27 protein-coding genes and 3 pseudogenes are annotated in these 25,645 nt (G+C 55.5%); 8 read left to right on the top strand and 22 right to left on the bottom strand.

From position 1 onward, the window contains the following. Positions 1 to 25: 25 nt before the first annotated feature. On the top strand, positions 26 to 1,900 hold the full coding sequence (locus L1047_RS08035; RefSeq protein WP_235278359.1) for a DUF3769 domain-containing protein: 1,875 nt from the start codon (positions 26 to 28) through the stop codon (positions 1,898 to 1,900). A 299-nt stretch (positions 1,901 to 2,199) separates the two neighbouring features. Beyond that, a pseudogene (locus L1047_RS08030) lies at positions 2,200 to 2,445 on the top strand (DUF1830 domain-containing protein); the annotation flags it as partial. Between the two features lie 44 nt (positions 2,446 to 2,489). Here the strand turns inward: L1047_RS08030 and L1047_RS08025 are convergent. From L1047_RS08025 to L1047_RS08005, 5 genes are all read right to left on the bottom strand, one after another. Next, positions 2,490 to 2,792 carry a hypothetical protein gene (locus tag L1047_RS08025; protein WP_235278357.1) on the bottom strand — a complete coding sequence of 101 codons (303 nt, stop codon included), beginning with the start codon at positions 2,790 to 2,792 and terminating at the stop codon, positions 2,490 to 2,492. A 112-nt stretch (positions 2,793 to 2,904) separates the two neighbouring features. After that, a complete protein-coding gene (locus tag L1047_RS08020; protein ID WP_235278356.1) occupies positions 2,905 to 3,606 on the bottom strand; it encodes a hypothetical protein in 702 nt (233 codons plus the stop codon). A 66-nt stretch (positions 3,607 to 3,672) separates the two neighbouring features. Continuing rightward, positions 3,673 to 4,227 carry a DUF3110 domain-containing protein gene (locus tag L1047_RS08015; RefSeq protein WP_235278355.1) on the bottom strand — a complete coding sequence of 185 codons (555 nt, stop codon included), beginning with the start codon at positions 4,225 to 4,227 and terminating at the stop codon, positions 3,673 to 3,675. Positions 4,228 to 4,392: 165 nt separating this feature from the next. Further along, on the bottom strand, positions 4,393 to 4,614 hold the full coding sequence (locus L1047_RS08010; protein WP_235278354.1) for a hypothetical protein: 222 nt from the start codon (positions 4,612 to 4,614) through the stop codon (positions 4,393 to 4,395). Between the two features lie 108 nt (positions 4,615 to 4,722). After that, entirely contained in the window at positions 4,723 to 6,441 is a 1,719-nt protein-coding gene (locus tag L1047_RS08005) for an ABC transporter ATP-binding protein (RefSeq protein WP_235278904.1), read from the bottom strand. 305 nt (positions 6,442 to 6,746) lie between these two features. Here L1047_RS08005 and L1047_RS08000 point away from each other — a divergent pair, with 305 nt between their 5' ends. Next, on the top strand, positions 6,747 to 7,067 hold the full coding sequence (locus L1047_RS08000) for a hypothetical protein (RefSeq protein WP_235278353.1): 321 nt from the start codon (positions 6,747 to 6,749) through the stop codon (positions 7,065 to 7,067). On the opposite strand, the gene L1047_RS07995 is transcribed toward L1047_RS08000, so the two are convergent. The 6 genes and pseudogenes from L1047_RS07995 to L1047_RS07975 form a co-directional block, all read right to left on the bottom strand. Then, positions 7,056 to 7,343, bottom strand: a complete 288-nt coding sequence (locus L1047_RS07995) for an ATP-binding domain-containing protein (RefSeq protein ID WP_235278352.1) — start codon at positions 7,341 to 7,343, stop codon at positions 7,056 to 7,058. The genes L1047_RS08000 and L1047_RS07995 overlap by 12 nt on opposite strands. Before the next feature lie 172 nt (positions 7,344 to 7,515). Further along, positions 7,516 to 7,727 (bottom strand): annotated as a pseudogene (locus tag L1047_RS16645) (helix-hairpin-helix domain-containing protein). Between the two features lie 7 nt (positions 7,728 to 7,734). After that, positions 7,735 to 7,893 (bottom strand): helix-hairpin-helix domain-containing protein, encoded by a 159-nt coding sequence (locus L1047_RS07985; RefSeq protein WP_235278351.1) that lies wholly within the window; start codon positions 7,891 to 7,893, stop codon positions 7,735 to 7,737. A gap of 63 nt (positions 7,894 to 7,956) precedes the next feature. Continuing rightward, positions 7,957 to 8,082: pseudogene (locus L1047_RS16770) on the bottom strand (YrrC family ATP-dependent DNA helicase); the annotation flags it as partial. Positions 8,083 to 8,181: 99 nt separating this feature from the next. Then, the gene (locus tag L1047_RS07980) at positions 8,182 to 9,555 is read right to left on the bottom strand and encodes an MATE family efflux transporter (RefSeq protein WP_235278902.1); all 1,374 of its coding nucleotides are present in this window, start codon (positions 9,553 to 9,555) and stop codon (positions 8,182 to 8,184) included. Continuing rightward, entirely contained in the window at positions 9,548 to 9,886 is a 339-nt protein-coding gene (locus tag L1047_RS07975) for an ArsR/SmtB family transcription factor (RefSeq protein ID WP_235278350.1), read from the bottom strand. Before L1047_RS07975 ends, L1047_RS07980 begins: the two co-directional genes overlap by 8 nt. 108 nt (positions 9,887 to 9,994) lie before the next feature. Between L1047_RS07975 and L1047_RS07970 the strand changes: the two genes are divergently transcribed. After that, positions 9,995 to 10,327, top strand: a complete 333-nt coding sequence (locus L1047_RS07970) for a ribbon-helix-helix domain-containing protein (RefSeq protein WP_235278349.1) — start codon at positions 9,995 to 9,997, stop codon at positions 10,325 to 10,327. Positions 10,328 to 10,384: 57 nt separating this feature from the next. On the opposite strand, the gene L1047_RS07965 is transcribed toward L1047_RS07970, so the two are convergent. The 6 genes from L1047_RS07965 to L1047_RS07940 form a co-directional block, all read right to left on the bottom strand. Further along, positions 10,385 to 10,660, bottom strand: a complete 276-nt coding sequence (locus L1047_RS07965) for a hypothetical protein (protein WP_235278348.1) — start codon at positions 10,658 to 10,660, stop codon at positions 10,385 to 10,387. An 87-nt stretch (positions 10,661 to 10,747) separates the two neighbouring features. Beyond that, complete coding sequence (locus tag L1047_RS07960) at positions 10,748 to 13,342, bottom strand: EAL domain-containing protein (RefSeq protein WP_235278347.1); 2,595 nt, start codon at positions 13,340 to 13,342, stop codon at positions 10,748 to 10,750. Between the two features lie 273 nt (positions 13,343 to 13,615). Then, the gene (mutY, locus tag L1047_RS07955) at positions 13,616 to 14,746 is read right to left on the bottom strand and encodes an A/G-specific adenine glycosylase (RefSeq protein ID WP_235278346.1); all 1,131 of its coding nucleotides are present in this window, start codon (positions 14,744 to 14,746) and stop codon (positions 13,616 to 13,618) included. A gap of 14 nt (positions 14,747 to 14,760) precedes the next feature. After that, on the bottom strand, positions 14,761 to 14,898 hold the full coding sequence (locus tag L1047_RS07950) for a hypothetical protein (protein WP_235278345.1): 138 nt from the start codon (positions 14,896 to 14,898) through the stop codon (positions 14,761 to 14,763). A 219-nt stretch (positions 14,899 to 15,117) separates the two neighbouring features. Further along, a complete protein-coding gene (locus L1047_RS07945) occupies positions 15,118 to 15,534 on the bottom strand; it encodes a CHRD domain-containing protein (protein ID WP_235278344.1) in 417 nt (138 codons plus the stop codon). Positions 15,535 to 15,943: 409 nt separating this feature from the next. Further along, complete coding sequence (locus tag L1047_RS07940) at positions 15,944 to 16,966, bottom strand: ABC transporter permease (protein ID WP_235278343.1); 1,023 nt, start codon at positions 16,964 to 16,966, stop codon at positions 15,944 to 15,946. Between the two features lie 211 nt (positions 16,967 to 17,177). Here L1047_RS07940 and L1047_RS07935 point away from each other — a divergent pair, with 211 nt between their 5' ends. Next, on the top strand, positions 17,178 to 18,134 hold the full coding sequence (locus tag L1047_RS07935) for an NAD-dependent epimerase/dehydratase family protein (RefSeq protein WP_235278342.1): 957 nt from the start codon (positions 17,178 to 17,180) through the stop codon (positions 18,132 to 18,134). Positions 18,135 to 18,147: 13 nt separating this feature from the next. Here the strand turns inward: L1047_RS07935 and cobW are convergent, their stop codons facing one another. The 3 genes from cobW to psbD form a co-directional block, all read right to left on the bottom strand. Further along, positions 18,148 to 19,197 (bottom strand): cobalamin biosynthesis protein CobW, encoded by a 1,050-nt coding sequence (cobW, locus tag L1047_RS07930; protein WP_235278341.1) that lies wholly within the window; start codon positions 19,195 to 19,197, stop codon positions 18,148 to 18,150. Between the two features lie 234 nt (positions 19,198 to 19,431). Then, the gene (gene psbC, locus L1047_RS07925) at positions 19,432 to 20,781 is read right to left on the bottom strand and encodes a photosystem II reaction center protein CP43 (protein ID WP_235278901.1); all 1,350 of its coding nucleotides are present in this window, start codon (positions 20,779 to 20,781) and stop codon (positions 19,432 to 19,434) included. A 186-nt stretch (positions 20,782 to 20,967) separates the two neighbouring features. After that, positions 20,968 to 22,026 (bottom strand): photosystem II D2 protein (photosystem q(a) protein), encoded by a 1,059-nt coding sequence (psbD, locus tag L1047_RS07920; RefSeq protein ID WP_235278340.1) that lies wholly within the window; start codon positions 22,024 to 22,026, stop codon positions 20,968 to 20,970. A 149-nt stretch (positions 22,027 to 22,175) separates the two neighbouring features. Between psbD and L1047_RS07915 the strand changes: the two genes are divergently transcribed. The 3 genes from L1047_RS07915 (at position 22,176) to L1047_RS07905 (ending at position 23,731) form a co-directional block, all read left to right on the top strand. Beyond that, complete coding sequence (locus tag L1047_RS07915) at positions 22,176 to 22,322, top strand: hypothetical protein (protein ID WP_235278339.1); 147 nt, start codon at positions 22,176 to 22,178, stop codon at positions 22,320 to 22,322. Positions 22,323 to 22,506: 184 nt separating this feature from the next. After that, positions 22,507 to 22,617, top strand: a complete 111-nt coding sequence (gene petM, locus L1047_RS07910) for a cytochrome b6-f complex subunit PetM (RefSeq protein ID WP_235278338.1) — start codon at positions 22,507 to 22,509, stop codon at positions 22,615 to 22,617. A gap of 109 nt (positions 22,618 to 22,726) precedes the next feature. Further along, entirely contained in the window at positions 22,727 to 23,731 is a 1,005-nt protein-coding gene (locus L1047_RS07905; RefSeq protein WP_235278337.1) for a ketopantoate reductase family protein, read from the top strand. 90 nt (positions 23,732 to 23,821) lie between these two features. On the opposite strand, the gene L1047_RS07900 is transcribed toward L1047_RS07905, so the two are convergent. Next, positions 23,822 to 25,339, bottom strand: a complete 1,518-nt coding sequence (locus L1047_RS07900; RefSeq protein ID WP_235278336.1) for a putative bifunctional diguanylate cyclase/phosphodiesterase — start codon at positions 25,337 to 25,339, stop codon at positions 23,822 to 23,824. Continuing rightward, a complete protein-coding gene (locus L1047_RS07895) occupies positions 25,340 to 25,582 on the bottom strand; it encodes a response regulator (protein WP_235278335.1) in 243 nt (80 codons plus the stop codon). Between the last annotated feature and the right edge of the window lie 63 nt (positions 25,583 to 25,645).

Here is a 25,645-nt window from a genome sequence, read left to right as displayed (position 1 = left end):
GCTGGGGTGTGGGTGCTGTGTGGGTATGAAAGGCGTTCTGTTGTTATCGCTTGGTTTGTGGTCGCTGTCGCTGGGGTTATGGGCAGCCGCCGATGAAGCCGTTGTGCCTCCAGAGATCTCCCAAATACCCAATTCGGTTGTGCCTTCTCCGGGATCCCTTGACTCCGCCACTCTGAGTGCCCTTTCCGCGCGCACCTTGCAACTGCGCTCTGACCGCCAAACCTTTGACCAACGGGCCGAGATTTTTGAGGCAGAAGGCAATGTGGAGATGCGCTTGGGCCGTTCCATTCTGCGGGCGGATCGGATGCGGATCGAGCTGCGGCAACGGCGAGCGGTGGCGGAGGGCAATGTCTCGATTGAGCTGGATCAGCAGCGCATTCAGGGATCCCGGCTGGAATATGACTTTGAGCAAGAGCAGGGATCCCTGTCAGAGGCCTTCGGACAGGTGGATATTCGCACTCTGGGTGCATCCAGCTCCCAACGGCAGGGAGCAGCCGCTCTTGGCCCGGAGCGGTTGGTACGGTTTCGGGCCGATCAGATTCGTTTTGATGCCAACAATTGGGAAGGGGATAACGTTCGGCTGACCAACGATCCTCTGGATCCGCCCGAGCTGGAGATCCGCAGTCCACGGGTCACCTCCAACCTGCAAGCGGATGGTTCCAGCCTGCTGATTGCTGAGTCTGGCCAGTTGGTCTTCGACCAGGCCTTTTTCCTGCCCCTGCCGATTCGGCTGCGCTTCGATCAATTCAACCGTCAACCTCCGGTCAGCATCTTCTACGATGACTTCGACCGAGAAGAGTTGCGGCGCGGTCTGATCCTGCAACCCAATTTTGAGCTGCTGCGGGATCCCAATCTCAGCTTGGTGCTTTCCCCCCAGCTTTATCCGCAACGCCTCTGGGGGAGTGATCAGGGGGTGTTGGATGGGATCGGGCTGCGCACCGATTTTCGCTGGCTACAACCGGAGCAGAGGGCGCAAACCTCCCTGTTTGTGGAGTTGCGGGGGATCGTCTTCGAAGAGTTTGCCAGACGGCTGCGGGCACAGGTGGAGCACCGGGTTACCACTGGCGATGGGGGCCAAGTCACGTATACCTACGCCTACCGGGAACGCTTCTTCAGTGGGCGGTTGGGCTTTCAGATTGTGGAAAATCGCCTTGGAGCCAGCTACAGCTCACCGACGATTCGCTTGGGCAGTACGGGGTTGGATCTCAGCTACCGCTTGGCCACCGACTACATTGATGCCCTAGGACAGCCTGATGAAATCGATACGGATCCTGACTTGGCTCTGCAAAATGCCACCGAACGCATCCAGCTGGCCCGACTGCAACTAGGAGCCACCCTGAATCGCTCCTTTGCCCTATGGAGTCCCCCCTCGACCGAAGGGGATCATCCGCCCCCCCGCTTTTCTGCTTTACCGATTGAGCAAGGGGTATGGCTCAATACTGGCGTCAGCAGCAGCCAGTCCCTTTACTCCAATGGCCGCGCCCAGAGCTATACCGCCGGCAGTGTCGGTATTGATGCAGTGATCGGGGCTTTTGTGGCCGATACGTTCGACTACACCAACTTGAGCGTGACCTACTCCAATGGTTTTTTGGCAGGGGCCTCACCTTTTCTGTTCGATCGCATCACCACACGAGAGCAATTGATCCTGGGCTTTTTGCAACAACTGTACGGGCCGGTGCGGGTGGGGGCGGAAACCACCGTTGATTTGCAATCCGGCCAGCAGGTCGATACTACCTATCGCTTAGGCTATGACCGGCGCACTTATGGCTTCAGCCTACAGTACAATCCCGTGCGTCAGTCGGGGGCTTTGGAGCTGCGGGTGGAGGGTCTGAACTGGGATCCCGGTTCCACCCCCTCAGAGGAAAGACCTCCATCGGGAACGGGCCTCGGCGACCCTTGAACCTTACATCTAAAAGGGATGCGAAAGGATGCAAAAAAGTGTGATTTTGCTTACGGTTTACCAAGAATTTCTACAGCAACAAATTGGGGCAGTTGACCATCGGATCCCAACCTAATTCTGGCTCTCTAAGCAGGGAAATTATCGAAAACGATGGAATGGTAAGTTAGAATACAAAATCAGATTTTTTGGAATTTATTTTTGTCAATCGGGATCGTCGTATCGCAGACTACCACAGTGATCCCCAGCCGGTGTTAGGGTAGATGATAGGCTGAGCAAAGTGGGCTGGTGACCCGATTATGCAAACACTGGATGCGATCCCTGATAAAAAACGGTTAGAGCGATTAACCTGTAGCTACATCAATGCGACCAGCTCGATTCAAGTGGCTCGCATCACCAATATTGAAAATTGGTATTTTGAACGAGTGGTTTTTCCAGGCCAGCGATTGATGTTTGAGGCGGTGCCCGAAGCCAAGCTAGAAATACATACGGGCATGATGGCCAGTTCCATTCTGGCGGATACAATCCCCTGTGAAAAACTGCGTGTGCGAGAAACCGAGTCTGTAACTGTGGTAGCCTAGGTCGGCTTGGTTTAGCTTTCTTTCTCCTCTTCGGTGGTGCCACTGGGGGAGGGCTGAGGTCGTTGACTCTCAGAGGAGCGGGGTCGCTCTGGCAAGGAGATTTGTAGAAAACGGGCGCTGAGACCGACAAGGCTAGTTTCCTGCCGTTGAGGGGGCCAAGGGATTTGTAGCCAACGGGCACTCAACTCCAGCAAAGTGGGGGCGGGTGTTGGGGTTGGGGTAGGCGGTGGCGTGGGAGTCGGGTAAAGGTCAGTACGCGGTGGACGGGGGGTGCTGACTCGGAAGGCATCCTGGGGTGGTTGGGTTAAGGGCACGTTCGGATCCCCGCATCCCATTAGTCCCAGTCCTCCGAAGAGCAGCAGGAGCCACAGTCTTCCCATTCCCCTATGTCCCATGAACCTACAACTGAACATCCCTAACAGGGTATCACCGGGATCCTAAAGCCTGAAGCTGGGTTTGCAGGTCTGCTTCTAAGTTGGAGAGTTCCCGCACCATGATGACGTAGCGGTTGGCCGTCATATTTTTGGCGGTAAATTGACTCAGCAACTGTTGATCCCGTGAGACCAATTGCTTGAAGTGGTGCTCTATCGGAGCACGAGGGTTCTCGATCAACCGTCTGCATAGTTGCAAAGCAATCACCAGCTGAGCCCGCACTTGTAGAAACACTGTTTGAATATACTTTTGCTCCCCAGCGTTGAGTTGTCGAAAATCTCGCCAATACTGTCCCCCCTGCATAGACTGCTGCAGCTCCTCCACCCAATGGTTGTAGTCTTTCACCTTGCGGGCCAAGTCGGTGGCAAACTTCATCATCTCGGGATCGCTATTGAGCAGATTGGCCTCCTGCCAGCGCTGACGAATGCGATGCAGATCTCGCTCCAACCGCAGATTGGCCCGCAGGATCACCAGCAAGACAATCAATAGGATCCCGGTAGCCCCAATGTAAAGTATCCAAAGGGCGGGATCCCGAATCACCAAGAACACCGTCAGAGCGATTGCCAACAGACAAAAGACCGCCGCACCCCAAAACCGTAGCCGTTGTTGTTTCAAACGCAGGTACTCTACCCGCAGATCAAATGCCTCACAGCAGGCCTCCAGATCGGCAGCCATGAGCTGGCGAAACTCGTTCACGGAGATCTGTTCAGCCCCAATCATTGAGCGCACCAGTGAACACAAGTGGATGTGGGTTGAGTCGCATCAGGGCCTACCTTGCCAATCTTGAGCAGATTCTGTGCTTTCCTCTAGGGGCTCTAGCGCTTCATTGGCCGGAACGACCATTAAGCCATATCCTCCCCCGCGACAAAAATCGACGATCTCCTCTGTATCAAAGCGCTCTGGCACAGGCTTAGACAATCCCTGCTGGGCCAATCTCTGGGCATATTTTCGTGCCCCAAATGAACTTTCAAAGGCAAGGACGATATCCTGTCCCCCGACTTGGCGCGTACAGATCCCTTCCTGTCCGTTTGTCTGGTAAAGCAGCACGATCACCTGCGCGGGTAGGTCTTCGGGGCTGACCAATGACAATACGTTCTCCGGCTGGGATCCCCGAGGTTGGGCCGCCCTGAGCAGCACATCCCGAGCCTCATTCAGCCGCGCCAGTTGCACCTCAAACAGGAGCCGTTGCCGCTCATCTTCCAATTCTGTCAGGGCGGTGCTGAGGGTTTGATATTCCTGAAATAGTCGCCCTCGGATCTCCCGTTCGCTCGCACCCGCAGGAAGATTGAGCATTTCAAGGGCTTCGGCAGTGTTCATTAACAAGCTCTGATCTCAGCTTTGATCTCAATAGCATGGACTATTCAGAATCATGGCCTAGACTAACCGCTCTAGGAACCCTGAGGGAGGAATTCTTTCGGGTATTCGACCGTTTTAGGTTTTTTGCTGGCCTTTGTCCCCCATTTTGGCATAGAGGGGCAAGCTTCACTGGGCATGGTGAGGATCCCCATGGGGTGGCTCAGCACGGGGATCCAACATCGATTGGCAGGAGGAAGCAGGCAAAGCAAAGCCCAGCTCAAGAGCCTCTCGTGCCAGCAAAGCCAGCAGCGTCGGATCCGACTGGGCGTGTGCCACCCGTTTTTTGAGGCGGTTCCATAGGTGCGTCCGGTGAATGCGTTCTAACTCCTCTTCCTGTTCGTATATCATGTTGCCTCCCCCTATCCTGTATCGATCTTAACTAGAGGTACGGGATCCGCTGTCAGAGAACGTTGATGGACTTCAAGGGGGACAACACCCAAGGAACACAAGCGGGAATCAGGAGCGAATGCCGGTTTGTACCCGCCAGAGGGCTGCATAGAGGCCATTTTTCGCCAGCAATGTATCGTGATCCCCATATTCAGCAATCCGTCCCTGCTCCATCACATAGATTTGATCCGCATCTCGAATCGTGGAGAGGCGATGGGCGATGGCAATGGTGGTGCGGTTGCGGGTGATCTTCTCTAGCGAGCGTTGAATGGCCGCTTCCGTTTCGTTGTCCACAGCGCTGGTGGCCTCATCCAAGATTAAAATGGGCGGGTTCTTGAGAATGGCACGGGCAATGGCCAGGCGTTGCCGTTGACCTCCTGAGAGCTTTTGTCCCCGTTCTCCCACGATCGTGTCATACCCTCTGGGCAAGGACTCAATAAACTCGTGGGCTTCTGCCAGTTGGGCGGCTCGCACAATCTCCTCAGGTGTAGCCTCAGGGCTACCGTAGGCAATATTTTCCGCCACAGTACCGTGAAACAAAAACACATCTTGACTAACCCAACCCATGGCTCGTCGCAGATCCCGCAGTTGCAGTTGGCGAATATCGATGCCATCCAGAGTAATCACACCGGAACGAATTTCGTAAAGGCGCAACAGCAGCTTCACCAGCGTGCTCTTCCCAGAACCGGTGGCTCCGACAATGGCGATGGTTTGTCCTGCCGGGATTCGTAACTGTAATCGCTCGAGAATGGGTCGGCGGTCGTGATAGGCAAAGGTGACATCCTGTAACACGATCTCCCCTTGCACCTTTTCCTTAACGAGAGGAGTGGTGCCCGATTGGATCTGGATCGGGGTATCCAACAAATCCAGGACACGATTCGTAGAGGCCATGGCCCGTTGATATTGATCCATGGTTTCTCCCAGGCGGGTGAGGGGCCAGAGCAGTCGTTGGATCAAAAACACCATCATGCTGTAGACCCCCACTGACATCAGGCCATCAGCGGTTTGGAAGCCGCCAAACAGCAAGGTCGCCGCAAAGCCCAGCAAGATTACATTGCGAATCAGGGGAATAAAGGCAGCACTGAGGGCGATGGCCCGAAAATTACTTTGGCGGTAGGCTTCGCTATCAGCCCGTAGGCGCTCAATTTCGTAGTCTTCTGTTACAAAGCTCTTGATGGTGGTCATACCCCCCAGGTTGTTGGCCAAGCGGCCACTGAGGAGGCTCACCTTGCTCCGCACCTCCGCATAGCGGGGCGCCAAATACCGCTGAAAGATCAGGGATCCCCAAATTACGAAAGGCATGGGCAAGACGGCCGTCCAAGCAATGCCGGGAGCTAGTAGCACAAAGGCGATGGAGATGATGACAATGGTGGCGGCGACGTGGATCAGCTCATTGGCGCCCATATCCAAAAAACGCTCCAGTTGGTTAATGTCATCATTCAGAATGGCCATCAGGCCGCCCGTGCTGCGCTCCTCAAAGTAGGCGGTCTCTAGCTCCTGGACGTGGCGATAAGCATCTAGGCGCAAATCATGTTCGATGTTTTGGGCCAGGTTCCGCCACAGCCGCGCATAGGCATACTCGAAGGCTGACTCCAACCACCAGATCAAAAAGCTAAGACCGGTCAAGATCAAAAACTGGGTGCGCAAGTCCCCCAAATCCCCGATTGTGAACCAGTTGATCAGGCGACTTTCCCGTTGGGCCACGATGTCGATGGCCGCACCAATGATAAAGGGGGGAGCCAAGTCAAAGAATTGGTTCAAGACCGAGCAGAGGGTGGCCAGCCCCATTTGCCGGTGGTAGGCCCGTCCGTAGCTGAGCAGCCGCAAGAGGGGGTGGGGTTTGCGAGCCGGAGGCGGGGATCCCTGCTGGGCTGCTGTGGGGGCAGCCGGGGAGGATAGGCGAATGGTGTCGGTCATGACCAGAGAAAGAATTTGAAATCTGAGCTAAAGCTTAAGTCAGCCTAGCAGACTCTTTTGGGCCTGTGTTGTTCAGGTGCGTGATGTTTGAGTTAAATGGGTTTGCACCTGTGGATCCCTGTCAGTGGGAGACAGGAGAGAATAGAGGCAAGCCAAACCTGAGCTGACGGACGCCGATGAGCAACCCCGCAGAACCCACCCTTTTGGATGTTTTGAACGAAGTGCGCCTGATTCGGGCAGATGTGGCGCGAGACATTGCCCGCTTGGATGAGCGAGTGAGCCAGTTGGATCATCGTGTGGGTCAACTGGATGAGCGGGTCGGTCAACTGGATGAGCGCATGACTCAGAACGACGAACGGCTGCGGCAGGAGGTGCAGCGCTGGGATGAGCGATTTTTCAAATTTGCCGAAGACTCTGCCAACCGTGCCAATACCCTGATTGCGGGGGCCACCATCAGCGTGATTGCGGGGGTGATTTTGCTCTTGTTACGGCAGTAAATTGGCAGGGGTGGGGTGCAACCGTTGCGCCAAATGGGTATAACGTCGTTGGGCATTCACTTGCCGCATGGCAATGGCTGTTGAGGTGCCCACCAGCCAGGCCTGTTGCTTGGCACGGGTAAGGCCGGTATAGAGCAGGTTGCGGCTCAACATTGGAAAATGCTGGATGTGAATGGGCAGAATGACGACGGGATATTCGGAGCCTTGAGCGCGGTGAATGGTGATGGCATAGGCCAGGGCTAGAGAGGGGTGGGTGATAGCAGGCTGCCAGGCCATTGGGCAGTTTCTCTGCTTTGATCTGATCTTGCTGTACCAACTGGCGGGCGTTTTCCCGCAGGCGTTCCAGGATCCCGGCTTGGTCGGTTAATCCCAACAGGGCGGCGGCTTGAGCCATTAAGGTATCAATCGGCAAATAGCAATGGCCTTCTTCGGTGGCGGTGAGCAGAGCCTAGCTAAGGCCGGCTTGGAGCCTCGCATCGCTGTCGGCAGGGATCCCTAGGTTTTGGGCGATCTGGTCGGTGGTTTTGCAGCCAATGCCCCAAATATCCTGGGACAGTTGATAAGGGTTGTGTTTACCGTGGCGATGGCGGTATCCCCGTAGATTTTGAAGATTTTGACGGCATGGGGGGTACTCACCCGATGGGACTGCAAAAACAGCATCACCTCTTTAAATAGATTTTTGTTCCTGCCAAGCTTGCTCGATGCGTTGCACCCGGTAGGATCCCACCCCTGGCACTTCCCGCAAACGGCTAGTTTCCTGTTCGATCACCTGTAAGGTTTCTAGGCCAAAGTGCTGCACAATCCGCTTGGCTGTGGCGGGCCCCACCCCTTTGATCAGCCCTGAACCGAGATATTTTTCAATACCAGTCAAGGTTGCCGGTTGGGTTTCCTGAAAACGGTCGGCGCTGAGTTGGGATCCATACTGCGGATGCTCCTTCCAGGATCCCCAAAGTTTTAGGGTTTGCCCCGGCTGGATTTGCGGAAAATAGCCACCACCTAGATCTTCATCTGATATGGCAGATTCAGGTCAATCCCTTGCTCCATAGGGTTTTTGACCTAGCTCAAGGGCCTGTGTGCAGTCGGAAAAGGCTGTATGCTCTGTGTCACCTGGCGTTCAGCGCGTTAATTGGGCAAATCTCACGGTCAAGATAACAGCAGCCACCGTCAGCCCCAGTGCCAAGCCCCACCAGAGGCCAAACCCGCCCATCCCCAGCCCAAACCCCAGCCAGTAGCCGCTCGGCAAGCCCACCCCCCAATAGGCGAGGATCCCGATCAAAAATGGGATCCGCGTATCTTTTAATCCCCGCAACGCTCCCGCCGCAATCACCTGGCCCCCATCCACCCATTGAAAGACCGCTGCCACCCCCAATAACCGGCAGGTGTACTCCACCACCGGCTGATTGGCCGCATCTCTAATATCCAAGAACAGCGCCACGATCCCTTCGGGGAAGAACCAAAACCCCGCCGCCACCCCCAGCATGAATACAGAACCTAGAGCCAATGCTGCCCACCCTGCCGCACGAGTTCCAGGCCGGTTGGCGGCTCCCCGCTGCTGCCCCACCTGCACCGTAGCCCCGTAGGAAATGCCCCTAACCACCGCAAAGGCCACCGCTGCCGTCTGAATCGCCATTTGATGGGCAGCCAAAGGGGTTGTGCCCAAAGTGCCCATGAGCAAGGCCGTGGCCGCAAACATGCCAAACTCCACCGCCACTAGCCCGCCCACCGGCAGGCCAATCCGCAGCAAATCCCCCCAATGGGATCCCTGACCCCCTTGAACAGGCCAGAAAATCTGAAACCCTTGAAACTGAGGCTGCCGCAGCACGTACAGGCCCATCGCCACAGCCAGCGCCCCAAAAGAGAAGGTGCTTGACCAGCCGATCCCCGCCAAGCCCAGCTCCGGGAAGCCGAACCAACCAAACATCAGCACCGCGTTCCCCACGCTATTGAGGAGAGTGCCCCCCAGCATCACCAGCATCACCGGGCGCGGACGCGACAGAGCCGTCACCAAGTTTTTCAACACCGCAAAGGCCAGAGCTGGCACCAACCCCCAACTGATCGCCCGCAGATAGGTAGAAGCCAGCGCTGCAGTGGATCCCGACTGTCCCAAGGCCAGCAGGAGCGGTTCTCCGTACCACAGCGGGATCCACCCCAAAATCCCCAACAGAATGGCCAACCCTAACGTTTGCCGCGTCAGGGATCCCATCTGATTCAGCTTTCGAGCCCCATAGGCCATGGCGACCAGAGGGCTGAGGGCGCTGACAATGCCACTGCTGACGGTGATCACAAAATGAACCAGCACCGTTCCCAAAGCCCCAGCCGCCAAGGTCTCTTCCCCCAGCCAACCCATCATCATGGCGTCAATAAACGTCGTGGCAGTTTGGGCCATTTCAGCCGCTGCCAAGGGGGCCGATAAGCGCCAACAGGCCCTTAAGGCCGATAGCCACTCAGATCCCAGCTCCTCAGGGATCCCCTGTCGGTCTTTAGGCATCTTCTGCACAGGGAGCCGCGATTTGGGGAGTGTCCGCTTGCCCTAGCTGATCCAAAAAGTGCTGCAAGAGCTGAAAGCGGGGAGGATTAAGACTGTAGTAAATCCAACGTCCTTGCTGGCGAGCATTGACCAACTCGGCATCTCGCAAGGTTTTTAGGTGAAAAGACAACTTCGACTGACTGACCTCTAAAATCTCACACAGATCACAAACGCACAATTCCCGACCCTGCAACAGGTGCAGCACCTGCAGGCGAATCGGATCCGAGAGGGCATGAAACCCCCCCTGCACCTGTTCAGCAGTGACAGGGTGTTCAGCAAGAAAAGAAACCATGGCTCAAAGGCATTTTGCCTCACCATCATAGGATAAGACTCCCGTCCACAGGGGTGAAGGGAAGTTATACTACAGGAGTAATACACGCTTTCTCAGGAGGATCCCTTCATGATCGCTGCTACCGCACCTCGCATTCCCACCACCGAAATGGAGGTCACCAGCATTCGACTGGAACGGGAACTTAAGGATCGGCTCAAATCGCTGGCCGGAGATCAGGGCTATCAGGCTTTGGTACGAGAAATTCTTTGGAACTACGTACACCGTCATTCCGGAGAGAGCCTGACACTCAACCCCACCGATATTCAAGCCAGCTTCCCTGTCACGGCCCATCAAGCTCAGCGCTGTGCCCTCACTGGCCAACCCATTCAACCGCAGGAACCCATGTTGCTAGGGTGGACTACTGACGGCAACCTCGTCGCCCTCAGCCCCTCCAGTCTTTAAATTTCTTGTAGGTTTCCCGTAGGGGATCCGAATCCACACCCAACTATACCGGATCCCCTAGGTGCCGCGAATTTCCCGATATTTTCTGGCCCGTTCTTCGGCAGGATCTGGGGCTTGGGCTTTGGCGATTGCTTCTTCTAGTTGCACCATCACGGTTTCTGCCGGCTCAGCAGAGCGAACGACGTAGAACATCATATTGACAGCTTCAGTGGAGGTCAGCTTCAAGGTTTCTTTGTCCTTGGGCACCAGGGCAATCTTGCCATCAGTGGTAGTAATGGCTATGTGGGATCCCTTGGCAAGAATCTCCCCAGCTTTTTCCAGAGTGATGAGCATATCCGTGGCTCACGGAAGCAGAACATCCTTTATCCTACCGGATGTCTTGGGGGAACAGGGCTAGCTCCATCTAGACCATTTGGCGGATTATGCATGTTCACGTAATTGCTGCAAAAAATCCGTGGCTGTGACGGGATGCCCCAACAGAAACCCTTGCACCTCATCGCACTTTAAGTTTTGCAAAATATCCAATTGTGAGAGGGTCTCTACCCCTTCAGCGGCCACCCGTAAATTGAGGCTATGGCCCAGGTCGATGATGGCAGCCACCACAGCAATATCACTTTTTTCGTAGCGACTCAGGGGCACCATCGTCGTGTTCAAATCCCGGACGAAGGACTGATCGATCTTGAGCTTGTGCAAGGGGAATCGCTTCAGGTAGTTAATCGAAGAATAGCCGGTACCAAAATCGTCGATGGCCAACTTCACCCCCAGATGGTAAAGCCGGCGCAGAATCTCGAGGGTTTGGTCAAAATCTTTAGCGGCGGTGGTTTCGGTAATCTCCAGTTCCAGAGCGGCGGCGGGTAGTTGGGTTTCCGCCAAAATGCTTTTCAGCCGTGTCACCATATCTTGCTGTTGGAACTGTCGCATCGATAGGTTAACCGCCACGGTGATCTCCGGCCAACCTTGGGTGCGCCAACTTTGGGCGGCGGCACAGGCCCGCCGCAATACCGATTCCCCCAGGGGCAAAATCAACCCGGTTTCTTCCGCTAAGGGGATAAATTGGTCCGGCGAGAAAGATTCTGGGCTCAGGGGATCCCAGCGCACCAGGGCTTCCGCCCCGACAATTTTTTGCCCATCGATATCCCACTGGGGCTGGTAGAATACCTGCATCTGATCCTGCTCGATGGCGCGGCGCAGACGGCTTTCTAAGGTGAGACGACTGAGTGCCTCGGGTTGGGGGTCGGAATGATGAACCTGATAACTGTTGCGGGACTGGGCTTTGGCTCGGTACATGGCGGCGTCGGCATACTGCACCAGGCTGTCTAGGTCAGTGGCATCCTGTGGGTAAAAGCTGATGCCAATGCTGCCGCTCACGTAGAGCTCATGGTTATCCAACAAAATCGGCTGGTCAAAGGTATCCAGCAGAGACTGGGCCAGATTGAGGGCCTGCTTGGGGTTGTCTAGGTGAGTCAGAATAAATGTGAACTCATCCCCCCCCATGCGAGCCATCAGATCCCCAGCCGGCACCTGCTCCTGCAACCGCTGGGCAATCTGTTGTAGAACCCGATCCCCAGCACTATGGCCGAGGCTATCGTTGATGGTTTTGAAATCATCCAGATCCAAAAACAACACCGCCAAGGGATGGGGTTGCTGTAAGAATTCCTGCAACCGGCGCTGAAATAGGGTGCGGTTGGGCAGTTGTGTCAAAGGATCGTAATGGGCCAAATGCTCCAGCCGGGCTTCTGCTTCTTTGCGCTTGCTGATGTCGATGGCAATGCCGATTACCCCTTCGTGGTTGGGCAACAGATCTACCCGGCACTCGTAGGTGATCCCGGCTACTTTGGCTTCATAGGCACAAGGGATCCCTTCTAGGGCCATGCGATGATGCCGACTGTGCCAGCCATCCCCAGATTCCCCATACACCTCCGCTAGAGTTCTGCCCAGGGCCACTTGTGGGTCGATGCCAAACTGATGCAGATTGGCCCCGGAGAAGTAGGTATAGCGCAAATCCCGATCCACCAACCAAATGACAGCAGGCATGTGAGCCAAAATGGCGTGACGCAGACTTTCGCTTTTGCGCAACGCTTCTTCTGCCCAACGGCGTTTGAACTGATCCAATGCAACCAATTCTGGATGGAAGTGCGGGGATATCGGTCTATCCTCAGTTTGGCCCAGAAATTCTTCGGGTAATTCCTCGGCTTCTTCACCCCTACGATGACTGAGAAACAATTGCTCGGGCAGCAGAATGTGCAACAGCTGTTGAGGGCCTACCCATCCCGTAACTTGCGCCTGACGATCCACCACCAACAGTTTCCGACTCGGCTCCTGTAGCAAGCGTTCGTAGACCGACCCCAAATTTTCGGAAGCATCCAGAGGGGTTCCATAGGGGAGGCAATGGCTTTGGGCAGGTATGGATTGCCAATCGGGAGTGTCTTGAGCAATCTGCAACACCTGTTCAGCCTGGATCCAACCGATGGGGGTGTGGCGTTGGGGATCCCGTAACAACACCGATTCCGCCCGATGTTGCACCAGTAAAGGCAGTAAAGAACCCAGGAGCAGATCAGCAGGCGCTTGCAGGGGCAAAGGCTGTACCCAAAAGCCCACAGCATGATGCCGAAGCAACTTCAAGGGTTTTAGGGCTTGTAAGAGGCTCAGAGGGGTGAGGATCCCTTTCAGATGGCCCTTGGCATCCAAAACTGGCAAGGCTTCTGTTTTCTGTTGCGTCAAAAGACGAGCTGCATCCAGTAAAAAGCTCAGCTCCCGTTCGACGGCTGGCTTGGGCCAAGGGATCCCCTGCGGGTTTGCCCAAGTCAGATCTTGGACAGAAGTTTGGGGTGGGAGCCCGGGATGAAGCACTTGCAGCAGATCCAGCGCAGAGAGATATCCCAGGAAGTGCTTACCCCGTTGTACCCAGACAACGGCCGGGAGCTCGGGATCCCTTTGAGCCATGCGGTGTATGGCCTCTAGCACTGGAGTATCCGGCGCTACTGAGAACCAATAGCGCAAAAGAGCAGTTCGCAAGAGTGGCACACGCAAAAGAGAGAAAAAAGAAAATTTGGTTAAGAAAACTGTAAGCTAGGCAACGGGAAAACCACGCAGCAGATACCAAATGGATCAATTAGTATACAACTAACATATCAACTACCTTACAGCCTTCTCGTGAACTTATTGCAACAGTGCTTGTGTTCCCTGCTTGTGGGACTGGGATGTTCGACTGATCCCCGTTGGAGATGGCCGGAGCGGGCGCTGGACTGACCGATCTGGCTCGGAGATAACCTATTCGGGGATCCGACTTTACTCGGCATCCCAGGTTTCTCTTTGTTCGGCTAGCCAGGCATGCAGGTAGGGAAACAACTTTTGATTGGCCCCCGGAAAGGGAAACTCCGACAGCGCTGCTGGACTAACCCAACGCACTTCGGTACATTGCAGAGCCTGGGCTTCTCCACCCAAATAGCGACAGATAAAGGCAATCAGAGTAATGGTGAAGTGGGTATAGGCATGTTCAATCGTGGCCAGCTCCGTGACCACCTCAATATCGATGCCGATCTCTTCTTTCACCTCCCGCACCACACATTCAGCCGCCGTTTCCCCCGGTTCAATTTTCCCCCCCGGAAACTCCCACAATCCGCTCAGCATCGAGGTTTCTAGTCGTTGGTCAATGAGGATTTCTTTTCCTCGCAGAACGATGGCCACTGCAATTTGCTTGTGGGGACGGGTAGCACGGGGCACAGACATAGGCAACTGGTGGTGTTGACCTCGATTGTAGGCGCTGCAATCCGCTTGCCAAGGGCATTCTCCACAGCGAGGCTGCTTGGGGCGGCAAACCGTTGCTCCCAAATCCATCAGGGCTTGATTAAAATTCCGCGGCTGTACGGGATCCAATACTTGTTCCGAAAGCTGCCACAAGAGGGGCAAACACTGGGCAGGAGGGTGTTGCAAAGCAACTAGACGAGCCAAAACCCGCTTCACGTTGCCATCCAAAATCGGCACAGGTTGATTAAAGGCTGCGCTGAGGATGCCTCCGGCAGTGGTGCGCCCAATCCCTGGCAACGCCAGAACCCTGTTCAGATCCCTAGGAAATTCGCCATTCTGCTCCCGCATTAGGATCTGGGCAGCTCTACGCAGATTCAGGGCCCGCCGGTAATAGCCCATTCCTTCCCAAAGTTTGAGCACCTGGTGTTGGGGCGCAGCCGCCAAGTCCGAGATCCGGGGTAACGCCTGCATCCAACGCTGGAAATAGGGGATCACCGTCGCCACTTGCGTCTGCTGCAACATCACCTCCGAAACCCAAATGGCATAGGGATCCTGAGTGTGTCGCCAAGGCAGATCTCGGCCCTGGGTACAGAACCAATCCTGGAGAGACCGCTGCAAACGCAGCAGGTGCTTCCGATCCCAACCGGGAAGGGACAGAGACTCAGTGGTCAAGGCTAGCTCAGCATTCAAACAGCATAGGCGAAATGTAGAGCCCACCAGATCAAGGCCGAAACCACACCGGCCACAACAGCTGCCGAGATCAAAATGACCATTGGGCTATCCGCCCCGTTGAACTTCATGATGCCGCGATTGTAGTCAGCCACCGTTTCCTCCCACCAGCTCTGGCATTGGGGTTGTCATGGGTACTGTTTGGGTCAGGATTTGCCAAAACCATCCACAGGATAGCCAATTTCTCCGGGATCCGATCCTCTTCTGGTGACGGAGGAGCTGATTTTTGACAACAACCGGTTGCATCCGCGGCTCCCCCAAAAAAAGGATCCCAGCCGGGATCCCTGGCCTCCATCGGTTGGCATTTCAAGCTTCTAGAGCGGGAAAACTACCTGGGCACGCAATTCTCCGGGTGGATTGGCTTCGGTATGGATGTTGATGTAGTAGGCACCCGCCAAGAAACTGGATACTTGCTCGGGGGTGAGGCTGGTTTCCAGTTGGAAGTTCCCCGACTGATTCCCCGGATTTGGCAACATATTCAAGACAAAAATCACCGGCCCTGTGGCCTGCGTGAAGGATTGTCCTGCCGCAGGTTGGGCAATGTGAATGTGTCCGGGGCCAAAATCAGCGATGGGACGAAGAGGGGTGGTTAGGTTGGTGAAATTCCCCTGAACCCTCAGGGTACGGGCGGTTTGGTTAAGGGTGACTACCGCACTGCCACTGGCAGCACTAGGCACCGTTACAGGAGGCACCTCAACATCAGGAGAAAGGGTTAAGGCGGCGGTAGACACCACATCCCCAGGAGGCGGAGGCAGAAGAGTAGTCCCTGAGTTACTACTGCTACCACAACCACTGAGAAATAACAAAGCCGCCAAGCACAAACCACAAAAAAGCTTGAAAACCCGGCGGGGCTGAACATCAGAGACACCGAACAACATGGAAAAATAGCTCCTCAAGTAGGGGACAGTTCAAGTTGGATACGAACCCAACCACAGTTCAGATTCCGTTGAGTTTAAACTCCAGCAAAATAGAACGACAGCTTGGAGCGCTGCAACCCAACAGAGCCTAAGCATGGGTGTCAACAGATTCTCAACCGTGCCCCGCTTGGGGAGAACCCATCTCTACTCTGCTTGCAGCAGTCCTGTCAGAGCAAGCGAGTTCCTAGAACCAAGAATCCCCGGTTGTTGGGCGCGGGGAGTGTCAGAAGAGAGAATCCCGCCGAATACGGGGATCCACCCATTGCAACAACAGATCTGCCAGTAAATTGCCCAGAATTAGCATCACTGCCCCCAGCAAAAGCCCTGCCATCACCACATTGATATCGAAGCTCTGCACCGCCTCGAGCAGCAGCTTGCCCAGCCCCGGCCAATTAAAGAAAAACTCGGCAATAAAGGAACCACTAAGCAGATTGGCAAACTCAAAGCCCAAAAGGGTCACCAAAGGGTTAATGGCATTGCGGAGAGCGTGTAGACCGATGACCCGCCATTCGGGAATGCCCCGTGCCCGTGCCGCCTGAATGTATTCCTGTCGCAGCACATCCAAGAAGTTACCGCGTGTGATCCGTTGCAGTCCGGCGAAGCTGGTGATGCTGAGCACCAAAGTCGGCAACAGTAGGTGGCGGCCCAAATCCAGTAGTTTTTCCCCCAGGTTCAGCTCAGCGAAGTACACACTGGTCATGCCTCCCACCGGTAGCCAACCCACATTTTGGGCCAAAATCAGTAGCAAAATCGCCAGCACAAAGCTGGGCATGGCCTGTCCCAAGTAGCTGAGCAGCTGTAGAGCTCGATCCAGAGCGGTATTTTGCCGCAGGGCTCCCAGGATCCCCAGTGGAACAGCGATCATCCAGGTCAGCAAAATGGAGGCAGCCGCCAACAGCAGGGTAGCCCCAGCGCGGGAGGCGATCAGCCCCAACACCGGAATGCGGTAGGTGTAGCTCAGGCCAAAATCTCCCCGCAGCAGGTTTCCCAACCAGATGAGGTATTGCCAGACCAAGGGCTGATCCAACCCCAGGCGAGCCTCTTCTTGAGCGATAAACTCTTGACTAATATTGGGATCCGCCCGCAACTGATCCAGAAAGTCCCCTGGGGCCAACTGCAACAACAAAAAGCTGAGCACCGTAATCAACAGCAGCACCGGCAGAGCTTGGGTCAGCCGTCCTACAACCAAGGCCAAGGGTGGCCAGAGGTTCAGAGCACGTGGGCGGGAGGAGGAGGAGGTCGTCACAACAAACTTCGCGGGGAACCAAGGTTGCAACCATGCTTACATCCTTGTCCGTCAATTGCCAGCCTTGTCTGCACATAGCCTGAACAGGTCTTCCCCCACTCCGCTGGGGATCCCTGATCTTCCCAAGCCCAGCAAAAGGGAACCAAGACGATACACTAGTCAGAAGCTTTTTTGATCAAGTTCCCGTTGGTGATGGCGGGCCGGAGACCTTTTGCGGAACCTGTTTCTTACTGGCGCTAGCGGCTGCTTGGGGCACTACGTTTTGGAACGCTTGGCCCAGCAGATGGATCCCGCCCATCCCACCCAGCCGGCCTACCATTTGTATGTGCTGATCCGCGAGCCCACCCGTCTACGGCTGCCGATAGAACGTTTCCCCGCCCCAATTACCTTGGTGCCTGGAGATTTAATGCGTATCGGCGAACAGGCCACCTTACTTCGGCAAATGGATGGGTTGATTCACATGGCGGCCGCTTGGGGGGATCCCATAGCCGCTTGGGGGGTCAACGTCACCCATACATTAGAGTTGCTGAGTTTGCTGGATCCGGATCGCTGTCAGCAGGTGATCTACTTTTCCACCGCCAGCCTCCTGAACCATGCCCTCGAACCTTTGGCTGTAGCAGGACGGGCTGGAACCGACTATATCCGCAGCAAGTACGAGATGTTGATGCGCCGACCGGAAAGCTGCTTCTGGCCGGATCGTATCCTGACTCTGTACCCAACATTGTTGTTTGGGGGCAGCCCTCACCATCCTTACTCCCATATCACCAGCGGTCTCAAGGACGTGTTCCGCTGGTTGGATCTGATCCGCTTTTTGAGGGTTGATGCCAGCTTTCACTTTATCCATGCTGCCGATATTGCCCAGATGGTGGCCCATTGGGTCGCCCATCCGCCTGGAGGTGGCGATTGGGTGCTCGGCAATCCCCCTTTGTCCCTCAATCAATGTGTGGAGCAGGTGTGTGCCTACTACAAAAAAACCATCTATTTTCGGGTACCGCTGCCGGTGCGTTTGTTTCGGTCATTGGCCTTTTTGTTTCGGGTACAGCTTTCGGAATGGGATGAGTATTGCTTGCACCATCGACATTTTGTCTATCCGGCAGCTTGTCCGGAAAGTTTGGGCATGGTTTCCCAGTTTCCGACGGTGGCTACGTTACTGGATGCCTACCTCTGAAGGGATGAATCTCTCAACCGGTGGGCATGGGTTGAAGCTGAGCTTGAATCCACTTCCGGTCAAGATGTTGCCCAATCAACACCAAGCGAGTTTGCCGCAGCTCGTCTGTACGCCAGGGGCGGTCGTAGTAGGTTTCGAATCGGGATCCCACCCCCTGTAGCACCATCCGCATGGATTTGTCGGTCACCGCAACAAAGCCCTTGACGCGGTACAAGCATTCTTTTTCTACCAGTTGCCGCAGTTGGGCGATTAAAGATCCTGGATCCGAGATCGGGGGCAGGGTGAGATGCAGGGAGTCGAAGGCTTCGTGGTCGTGATCTCCTTCGTGGTCGTGATGGCTGGGGCGTTGGTCTAACTGGTCTTCTACAGCCGCACTAAAGCCCAGCAGCACTGCCGCCGCAATCTGGCCCTGTTGGCAAGGGATCACCTGGATCCCGGTGGGTAGTTCTTGGCGCAGCCAGTTTTCCACTTGGAACCGTTCGGTAGGGCTGACCTGATCTACCTTGGTCAACAACACCAGATCCGCACAACTCAGCTGATCCTCAAACAGCTCCTCAATCGGCGTTTCATGGTCTAGGCTGGTATCCACTTGCCGTTGGGCTTCTAGAGCCGCCAAATTGCTGACATATTCCCCCCGGGCTAGGGCCTGACAATCCACCACCGTGATCACTCCATCTACGGTTGCCCCGGTGCGAAGCGTAGGCCAGCGGAAGGCCTGTACCAAGGGTTTGGGCAGTGCTAAGCCAGAGGTTTCGATCACAATACAGTCAAGATCTTCCCGTCGTTGCAGCAGTTCCTCCATGGTGGGCAAAAACTCTTCTTGTACCGTGCAGCAAAGACAGCCATTGGCCAGTTCCAAAATCGGTGCGGGGGCGGTTGGGGATCCCCCTTCTTCGCAGATTTGGCAATCCTGTAGCAGCTCACCATCAATCCCCATCTCGCCAAACTCATTGACAATCACAGCGATACGACGGCCCTCAGGGTTGCGCAATAGGTGACGGATCAGGGTGGTTTTGCCGGATCCCAAAAATCCGGTGATCACAGTAACTGGGATCTTGTGCATGGGCCATCGCAGAAAATATAGCGCTCCTCAGTCTACTGCAACCCCTACTCCTGCGAAATGCCCCAGCCAGGGATCCCTTTGTCGGCAGCAGCCCATAAAAAAAGCCCCCGTAGGGGCCGAAATGATCTTTTTAATCAGCTCTGATCTGAGATCTGAGCTCTACTGATCTTTACTTAAGGTCAAAACTTAAGGATCTAAAGATACTCGAATGTTTGTTCAGAGCAGTAGAGCAAATTAACGCAAAGGCTTCATTTTGTAGACTGGTTCGCTTTCGCGATCCAAGCCTTTCTCAAAGCCAGCGGCCGCCGCCCGAGCACGACCAGCATGCCAGAGGTGACCGACAAAGAACAAGAAGCCCAGAATGAAGTTGTGAGCCGCCAACCAAGTCCGCGGACTGGTGAAGTTCACGGTGTTGATCTCGGTCGCCACACCGCCCACGGAGTTCAAGGATCCCAGTGGAGCATGGGTCATGTATTCCACGGCGCGGCGAGCTTGCCAGGGCTGAATATCATTCTTGAGCTTATCCAGGTCAAGGCCGTTCGGGCCGAGCAGAGGCTCTTTCCAGGGAGCGCGCACATCCCAGAAGCGCATGGTCTCACCCCCGAAGATGATCTCACCCGTGGGAGAGCGCATCAGGTACTTACCCAAACCGGTGGGGCCTTGGGCCTGACTGATGTTGGCCCCCAAGCGCTGGTCCCGTACCACGAAGGTGAGAGCTTGAGCTTGAGAAGCTTCCGGGCCGGTGGGGCCGTAGAACTCGCTCGGGTAAACGGTGTTGTTGAACCAAATAAAGCAGGTGGCGATGAAGCTCATCAAGGAAACCGCCGCCAAGCTGTAGGAAAGGTAGGCTTCCCCAGACCAAATGAAGGCGCGACGAGCCCAGCCGAAGGGCTTGGTCAGGATGTGCCAGATCCCACCGGCAATGCAGATGATGCCAAGGTAGATGTGGCCGCCGATCACGTCTTCCATGTTGTCAACGCTAACAATCCAGCCTTCGCCACCAAAGGGAGATTTGACCAAATAGCCGAAGATCACCGCCGGGTTCAAAGTCGGGTTGGTGATCACCCGCACATCGCCACCGCCGGGAGCCCAGGTATCGTAAACGCCACCGAACCAGACGGCTTTAGCCACCAACAGGAACGCACCCAAGCCCAGCAGGATCAGGTGGATGCCGATGATGGTGGTCATCTTGTTCTTGTCTTTCCAGTCATAGCCAAAGAACGGAGAAGATTGCTCCAGAGTTTCCGGGCCACGCACCGCGTGATAGATGCCACCCAACCCCAGCACGGCGCTGGAGATCAGGTGCAACACACCCACCACAAAGAAAGGAAACGTATTGACAATTTCGCCGCCAGGGCCAACGCCCCAGCCTAAGGTTGCCACATGGGGCATCAGGATCAAGCCCTGCTCGTACATGGGCCGATCCGGGGTGAAGTGAGCCACTTCAAACAGCAGCATCGCTCCTGCCCAGAAGACGATCAGGCCAGCATGGGCCACATGGGCACCCAAAAGCCGACCGGACAGATTGATCAAGCGAGCATTCCCGGCCCACCAGGCAAATCCACCCTGGGTACGATCCTGCATCGCTGCGGAACTAAACGTCGTTGAGGTCACTGAGGCCAGCCTCCCAAAACTGCGACAGTTAATACAAAAGGGTTTGGTTATCGGCGAGCGCTCACCCATCAAAGCCAACAAGCAAGCGCCCGATCTTCAACACTAATGCAAGGGATCCAGAAAAACCCAAGCGTTTACACCAGAAGCACCACCCAATTACAGGGCATTACCGCGGGGGAGCACCTCTTCAGGGAACTCAAAGTGCTCATGGGGCTGGTCTTGCGGCGCCATCCAGGCCCGGATCCCCTCATTCAAGAGAATGTTCTTGGTGTAGAACGTCTCAAACTCAGGATCCTCCGCCGCCCGCGTCTCCTGACTGATGAAGTCATACGCCCGCAGGTTCAGCGCCAACCCCACAATCCCGATGCTGGCCATCCACAGCCCCGTCACCGGCACAAACAACATGAAAAAGTGCAGCCACCGCTTGTTGGAAAAAGCAATCCCAAAAATCTGGCTCCAAAACCGGTTCGCCGTCACCATCGAATAGGTCTCTTCCGCTTGCGTCGGCTCAAACGCCCGGAAGGTGTTCGCCCCTTCCCCATCCTGGAACAAGGTGTTCTCCACCGTCGCCCCATGAATGGCACACAGCAAGGCCCCTCCCAGCACACCCGCCACACCCATCATGTGGAACGGGTTCAAGGTCCAGTTGTGGAACCCTTGCAAAAACAGCAGAAACCGGAAGATCCCCGCTACCCCAAAGCTGGGGGCGAAAAACCAGCTGCTCTGCCCCAACGGGTACATCAAAAATACGCTCACAAACACTGCAATCGGCGCGCTGAAGGCGATGGCGTTGTAAGGGCGTACCCCCACCAAGCGAGCAATCTCAAACTGCCGCAGCATGAAGCCAATCAACCCAAAGGCCCCGTGCAAGGCAACAAACGTCCACAACCCCCCGATTTGGCACCAGCGGGTGAAGTCCCCTTGCGCTTCTGGCCCCCACAACAGCAACAGGCTGTGCCCCATGCTGTCGGCAGGCGAGGAAACCGCCACTGTCAGAAAGTTCGCCCCTTCCAAGTAGGAGCTGGCCAACCCGTGGGTGTACCAAGAGGTGACAAAGGTGGTGCCGGTCAGCCAGCCGCCCAAGGCCAAGAAGGCGCAGGGGAACAGCAACAGGCCGGACCAGCCGATAAAGACAAATCTGTCGCGTTTGAGCCAGTCGTCGACGATGTCGAACCATCCTCGCTCCTGACGCACGCGTCCTACCGCTATGGTCATCTGGACTACTCCTAAAAACATCTAAATGATGAGGACGTTAATGAAACTACAAAGTTTGCTTCATCAAAGCAAGACCGGAGCCTAGGTATAAAGACTCAACTCAAGGATCCTCTGCCTCAGTTTTCTGAACTTCCATCCGGGAAAGGGCCTTGCAGGAGCGCCTTGGACTAAGGATCCTGACTTATGCGGCTCTCACCCGACAGGGATCCAGAACTCGCAATGGCCAAGTGGGCCACCTTGAACTTACTAAGCAGGCTCTACAGGTTCAGGCATTACAATTCAGCCTACGCCAGTAAAGACTTGTAAATTGCTTTCATTATAGGGGGCATCCGCCAGATTCCATCAACTCTGGGGTAAGGAAGTCGTTTCTCCTGGAGGACGGGGTTTGGGGTTATGCAGGCGATCCGAATGCGCTAGCCTCAAGATCCGATATTCTGAGAAGGCACCGTAAGATTGCTCATTTAAGGATTTAAGGAAGCTATGGCCAGCGAGATCTTCACCACTGCCGGACTTTGCATTGTGCTGACCCTGGTGGGCTTGGCGCTGGGATATGGGATCCTGCGGGTGACCCAGGGTGGGGCCGAGGAATAACCGAGGAATAAGAGAAATCAACAGGGTGGATCCTTATTAGGGTGGATCCTTTTTGGATTTGGTTGTCTTCCTGTTGGCCCCGTGTCTCCCCTAAGGCGATAATAGCTCCATGAAGATTTGCATTGTTGGTGCTGGAGCAGTAGGGGGCTACCTAGCCATTCGTTTGGCTCAAGCAGGGTTGACCGTCAGCTTGGTGGCAAGGGGATCCCATCTCCAAGCGATCCGCACCCAGGGATTGAAATTGATCAGCAGCTATGGCCAAGAGGGATCCCAGCAAACTTGGGTTGAACGCCTAACAGCCACTGACGATCTGACGACACTAGGCCTGCAGGATTGGGTGATTGTCACCGTTAAGGCCCATAGTTTGCCAGAGCTTGCCCCCCAGTTGGGATCCCTGTGTGGGCCGGAGACTCCCATCGTGATCGCCCAGAATGGCATTCCCTGGTGGTATTTCCGTCGACATGGGGGTGAGTTTGAAGGGCATCCGCTGGCAGCCGTGGATCCGGATGGGGTGATTGCTGCCCATCTGCCGATCGAACGTGTGATTGGCTGTGTAGTGTACATCGCCGTGCAGTTGGTGGAGCCAGGGATGCTCCTGCATACGGGGGGAGGACGCTACATTCTCGGTGAACCGGATGGATCCCTGTCCGGGCGCTTGAGGATGCTGGCCCAACTCTTTGAACAAGCGCAGCTCCACACAACCCTCACTTCCCAAATTCGCACCGAGATCTGGCAGAAACTGTGGGGCAACTCTGCCTTCAACCCGATCAGTGCTCTCACCCGTGCCGCCCAAGATGAGATGGCCCACTACCCCCCCACCCGCAACTTGATCCGAGCGGTGATGCAAGAAACAGAGACGGTGGCAAAGGCCCTCGGGATCCGCTTGCCCATGTCTTTGGATGAGCGGTTGGGGAATGCCACCCGGGTGGGATCCCATCGCACCTCCATGCTGCAGGATATCGAGCTGGGGCGACCAACGGAGATCGAAACGATTGTGGGGGCCATCACAGAGTTAGGCCGTTTGGTGGCGGTGCCTACCCCCCATTTGGATACCTTGTATGCCTGTGTGAAATTGCTGGAGCGTTCTGGCGAAAAAGCAACCCAAGGATCCTGATTCAGAGCAATCCGGCTCTTACCAACAGGGATCCCGCTCTAGTAATGCCCAAGCCTGTTCAGGGGTCAGCGGAGGGCTGAAATAATAGCCTTAACCGTATTCGCAGTTCAAAGCTTGCAGAACTTCCACCTGCAGGGGTGAATCGATTCCCTCCGCAATCACCGACATCCCCAAGGCATGGCCCAGCTCGATGACAGCAGTTGCGATCTGAGCATTTTCTCCATTGGGCCCCATGTCTTTGACAAAGGAACGGTCAATCTTCACGCTATCCACCGGGAAGTGTTGTAAATAGCTGAGGGAAGAGTAGCCCGTACCAAAGTCGTCGAGACTGATGTGGATGCGACGGGCCTGCAGTTGTTCCACCAATCGTTGGGCAGCTTGCGTGTTCTCCATAATCACGCTTTCGGTGATCTCCAGCTTCAGATAACCGGGATCCAATCCACTGCGAGAGAGCACCCGATCCACATCCTCCAGCAGAGTTGGGTAGCTGAACTGACAGATGGAGAGATTGACGCTGATCACCAAGGGATCCGCCCCTCTGGCTGCCCAAAGCGTCTCCAGTTGCCGTTGCCATCGCCAAACCTGGCTACAGGCCATGTGCAACACTTGCAAACCCACTGGAATAATCAGACCGGTTTCTTCCATGCAGGGAATGAACTCTGTCGGCGAGACCCAACCGCGCTCAGGGTGTTGCCAGCGGATCAAGGCTTCAAAGGCGGCGATTCTGCCCTGTTTCAGGTTGACGATCGGCTGATAAAACACCTGAAACTCCTGCCGATCCAGCGCCCGCCGCAGATCATTTTCTAGGCGTAACCGCTGAATCGCTGCCGTGTGCAACCCCGGATCGAACAGATGAAAGCTCCCTCGGCCAGAGTGTTTGGCTTGCCGCAACGCGGTATCGGCATCGCGCAGCAAATCTTGGGGCTGGGCATAGAGAGAATCGCCGAGGACAATGCCAATGCTGGCGGTCAGATACACTTCATAGAGGTCGATCTGAAAGGGATCCCGCAGCAGCCTCAACACTGCCCTAGCTTGTGCCTCTGCCTCCTGAGGGGAGGAGATCTGATTCAAGAGCAGACAAAAATCATCTTCTCCGAAGCGGGCGACAAACCCCTGCTGAGTTTGCGCAAACTGGCTTAGCCGTTGTCCAATAGCTGAGAGCATCTGGTCCCCCAACCCATAGCCCAAGGAACTGTTGATCAGGCCGAAGCGATCACAGTCCAGCAGCAGCAGGGCGAATCTTACCTCAGGTTGAGAGCGCAAACGTTCTAGGGCTTCCTGCAACTGCCCTATCAGATTCTCACGGCTGGGTAACCCGGTCAGGGTATCAAAGAGAATGCGGTGACGCAGTTGGGCGGTTCGCTCTCGTACTCGGTCTTCGAGAAAGCCATTGATCTCCAACAGATCCTGGTGGGCTCTCTCCAGGTGGCGACGTAACTGCAATAACGTCAATTGAGTTCGTACCCGCGCTAGCACCTCTGCTTCCTGGAAGGGTTTGGTGATGTAGTCCACACCACCAACGGCAAAGGCTTGTAACTTGTCTTCTAGGGCATCGAGAGCACTGATGAAGATAATCGGGATCCCAGCGGTACGGGGATGGGACTTCAACTATTGACACACTGTATAGCCGTCCAGGCCTGGCATCCTCACATCCAGGAGGATCAAATCCGGAAGTTCTGCTTCAATGCCCATCAGGGCCATCTGCCCATTCAGTGCCTGCCGGACTTCGTAGCCCTCTGCCTCCAGCATCGCCGACAAGATCTGCAAATTTTCCAACACATCATCCACCAGCAGAATGTCTCCCTGATTCAGGGGGGGATCCTGCCATTCCGATTGGGTGAGGGCCAGCATACTCTAGAGTTCCCCGTGAGATGGGCTAAATGCTGCTATGTTCTGCCCCATTGTTTGAAGCAT

Origin of the sequence: Synechococcus sp. Nb3U1 (assembly GCF_021533835.1) — a bacterium.
Lineage (GTDB): Bacteria > Cyanobacteriota > Cyanobacteriia > Thermostichales > Thermostichaceae > Thermostichus.
The sequence above is the reverse complement of the archived record's forward strand: the minus strand, read 5'-3'. Positions and strand labels throughout refer to the sequence as shown.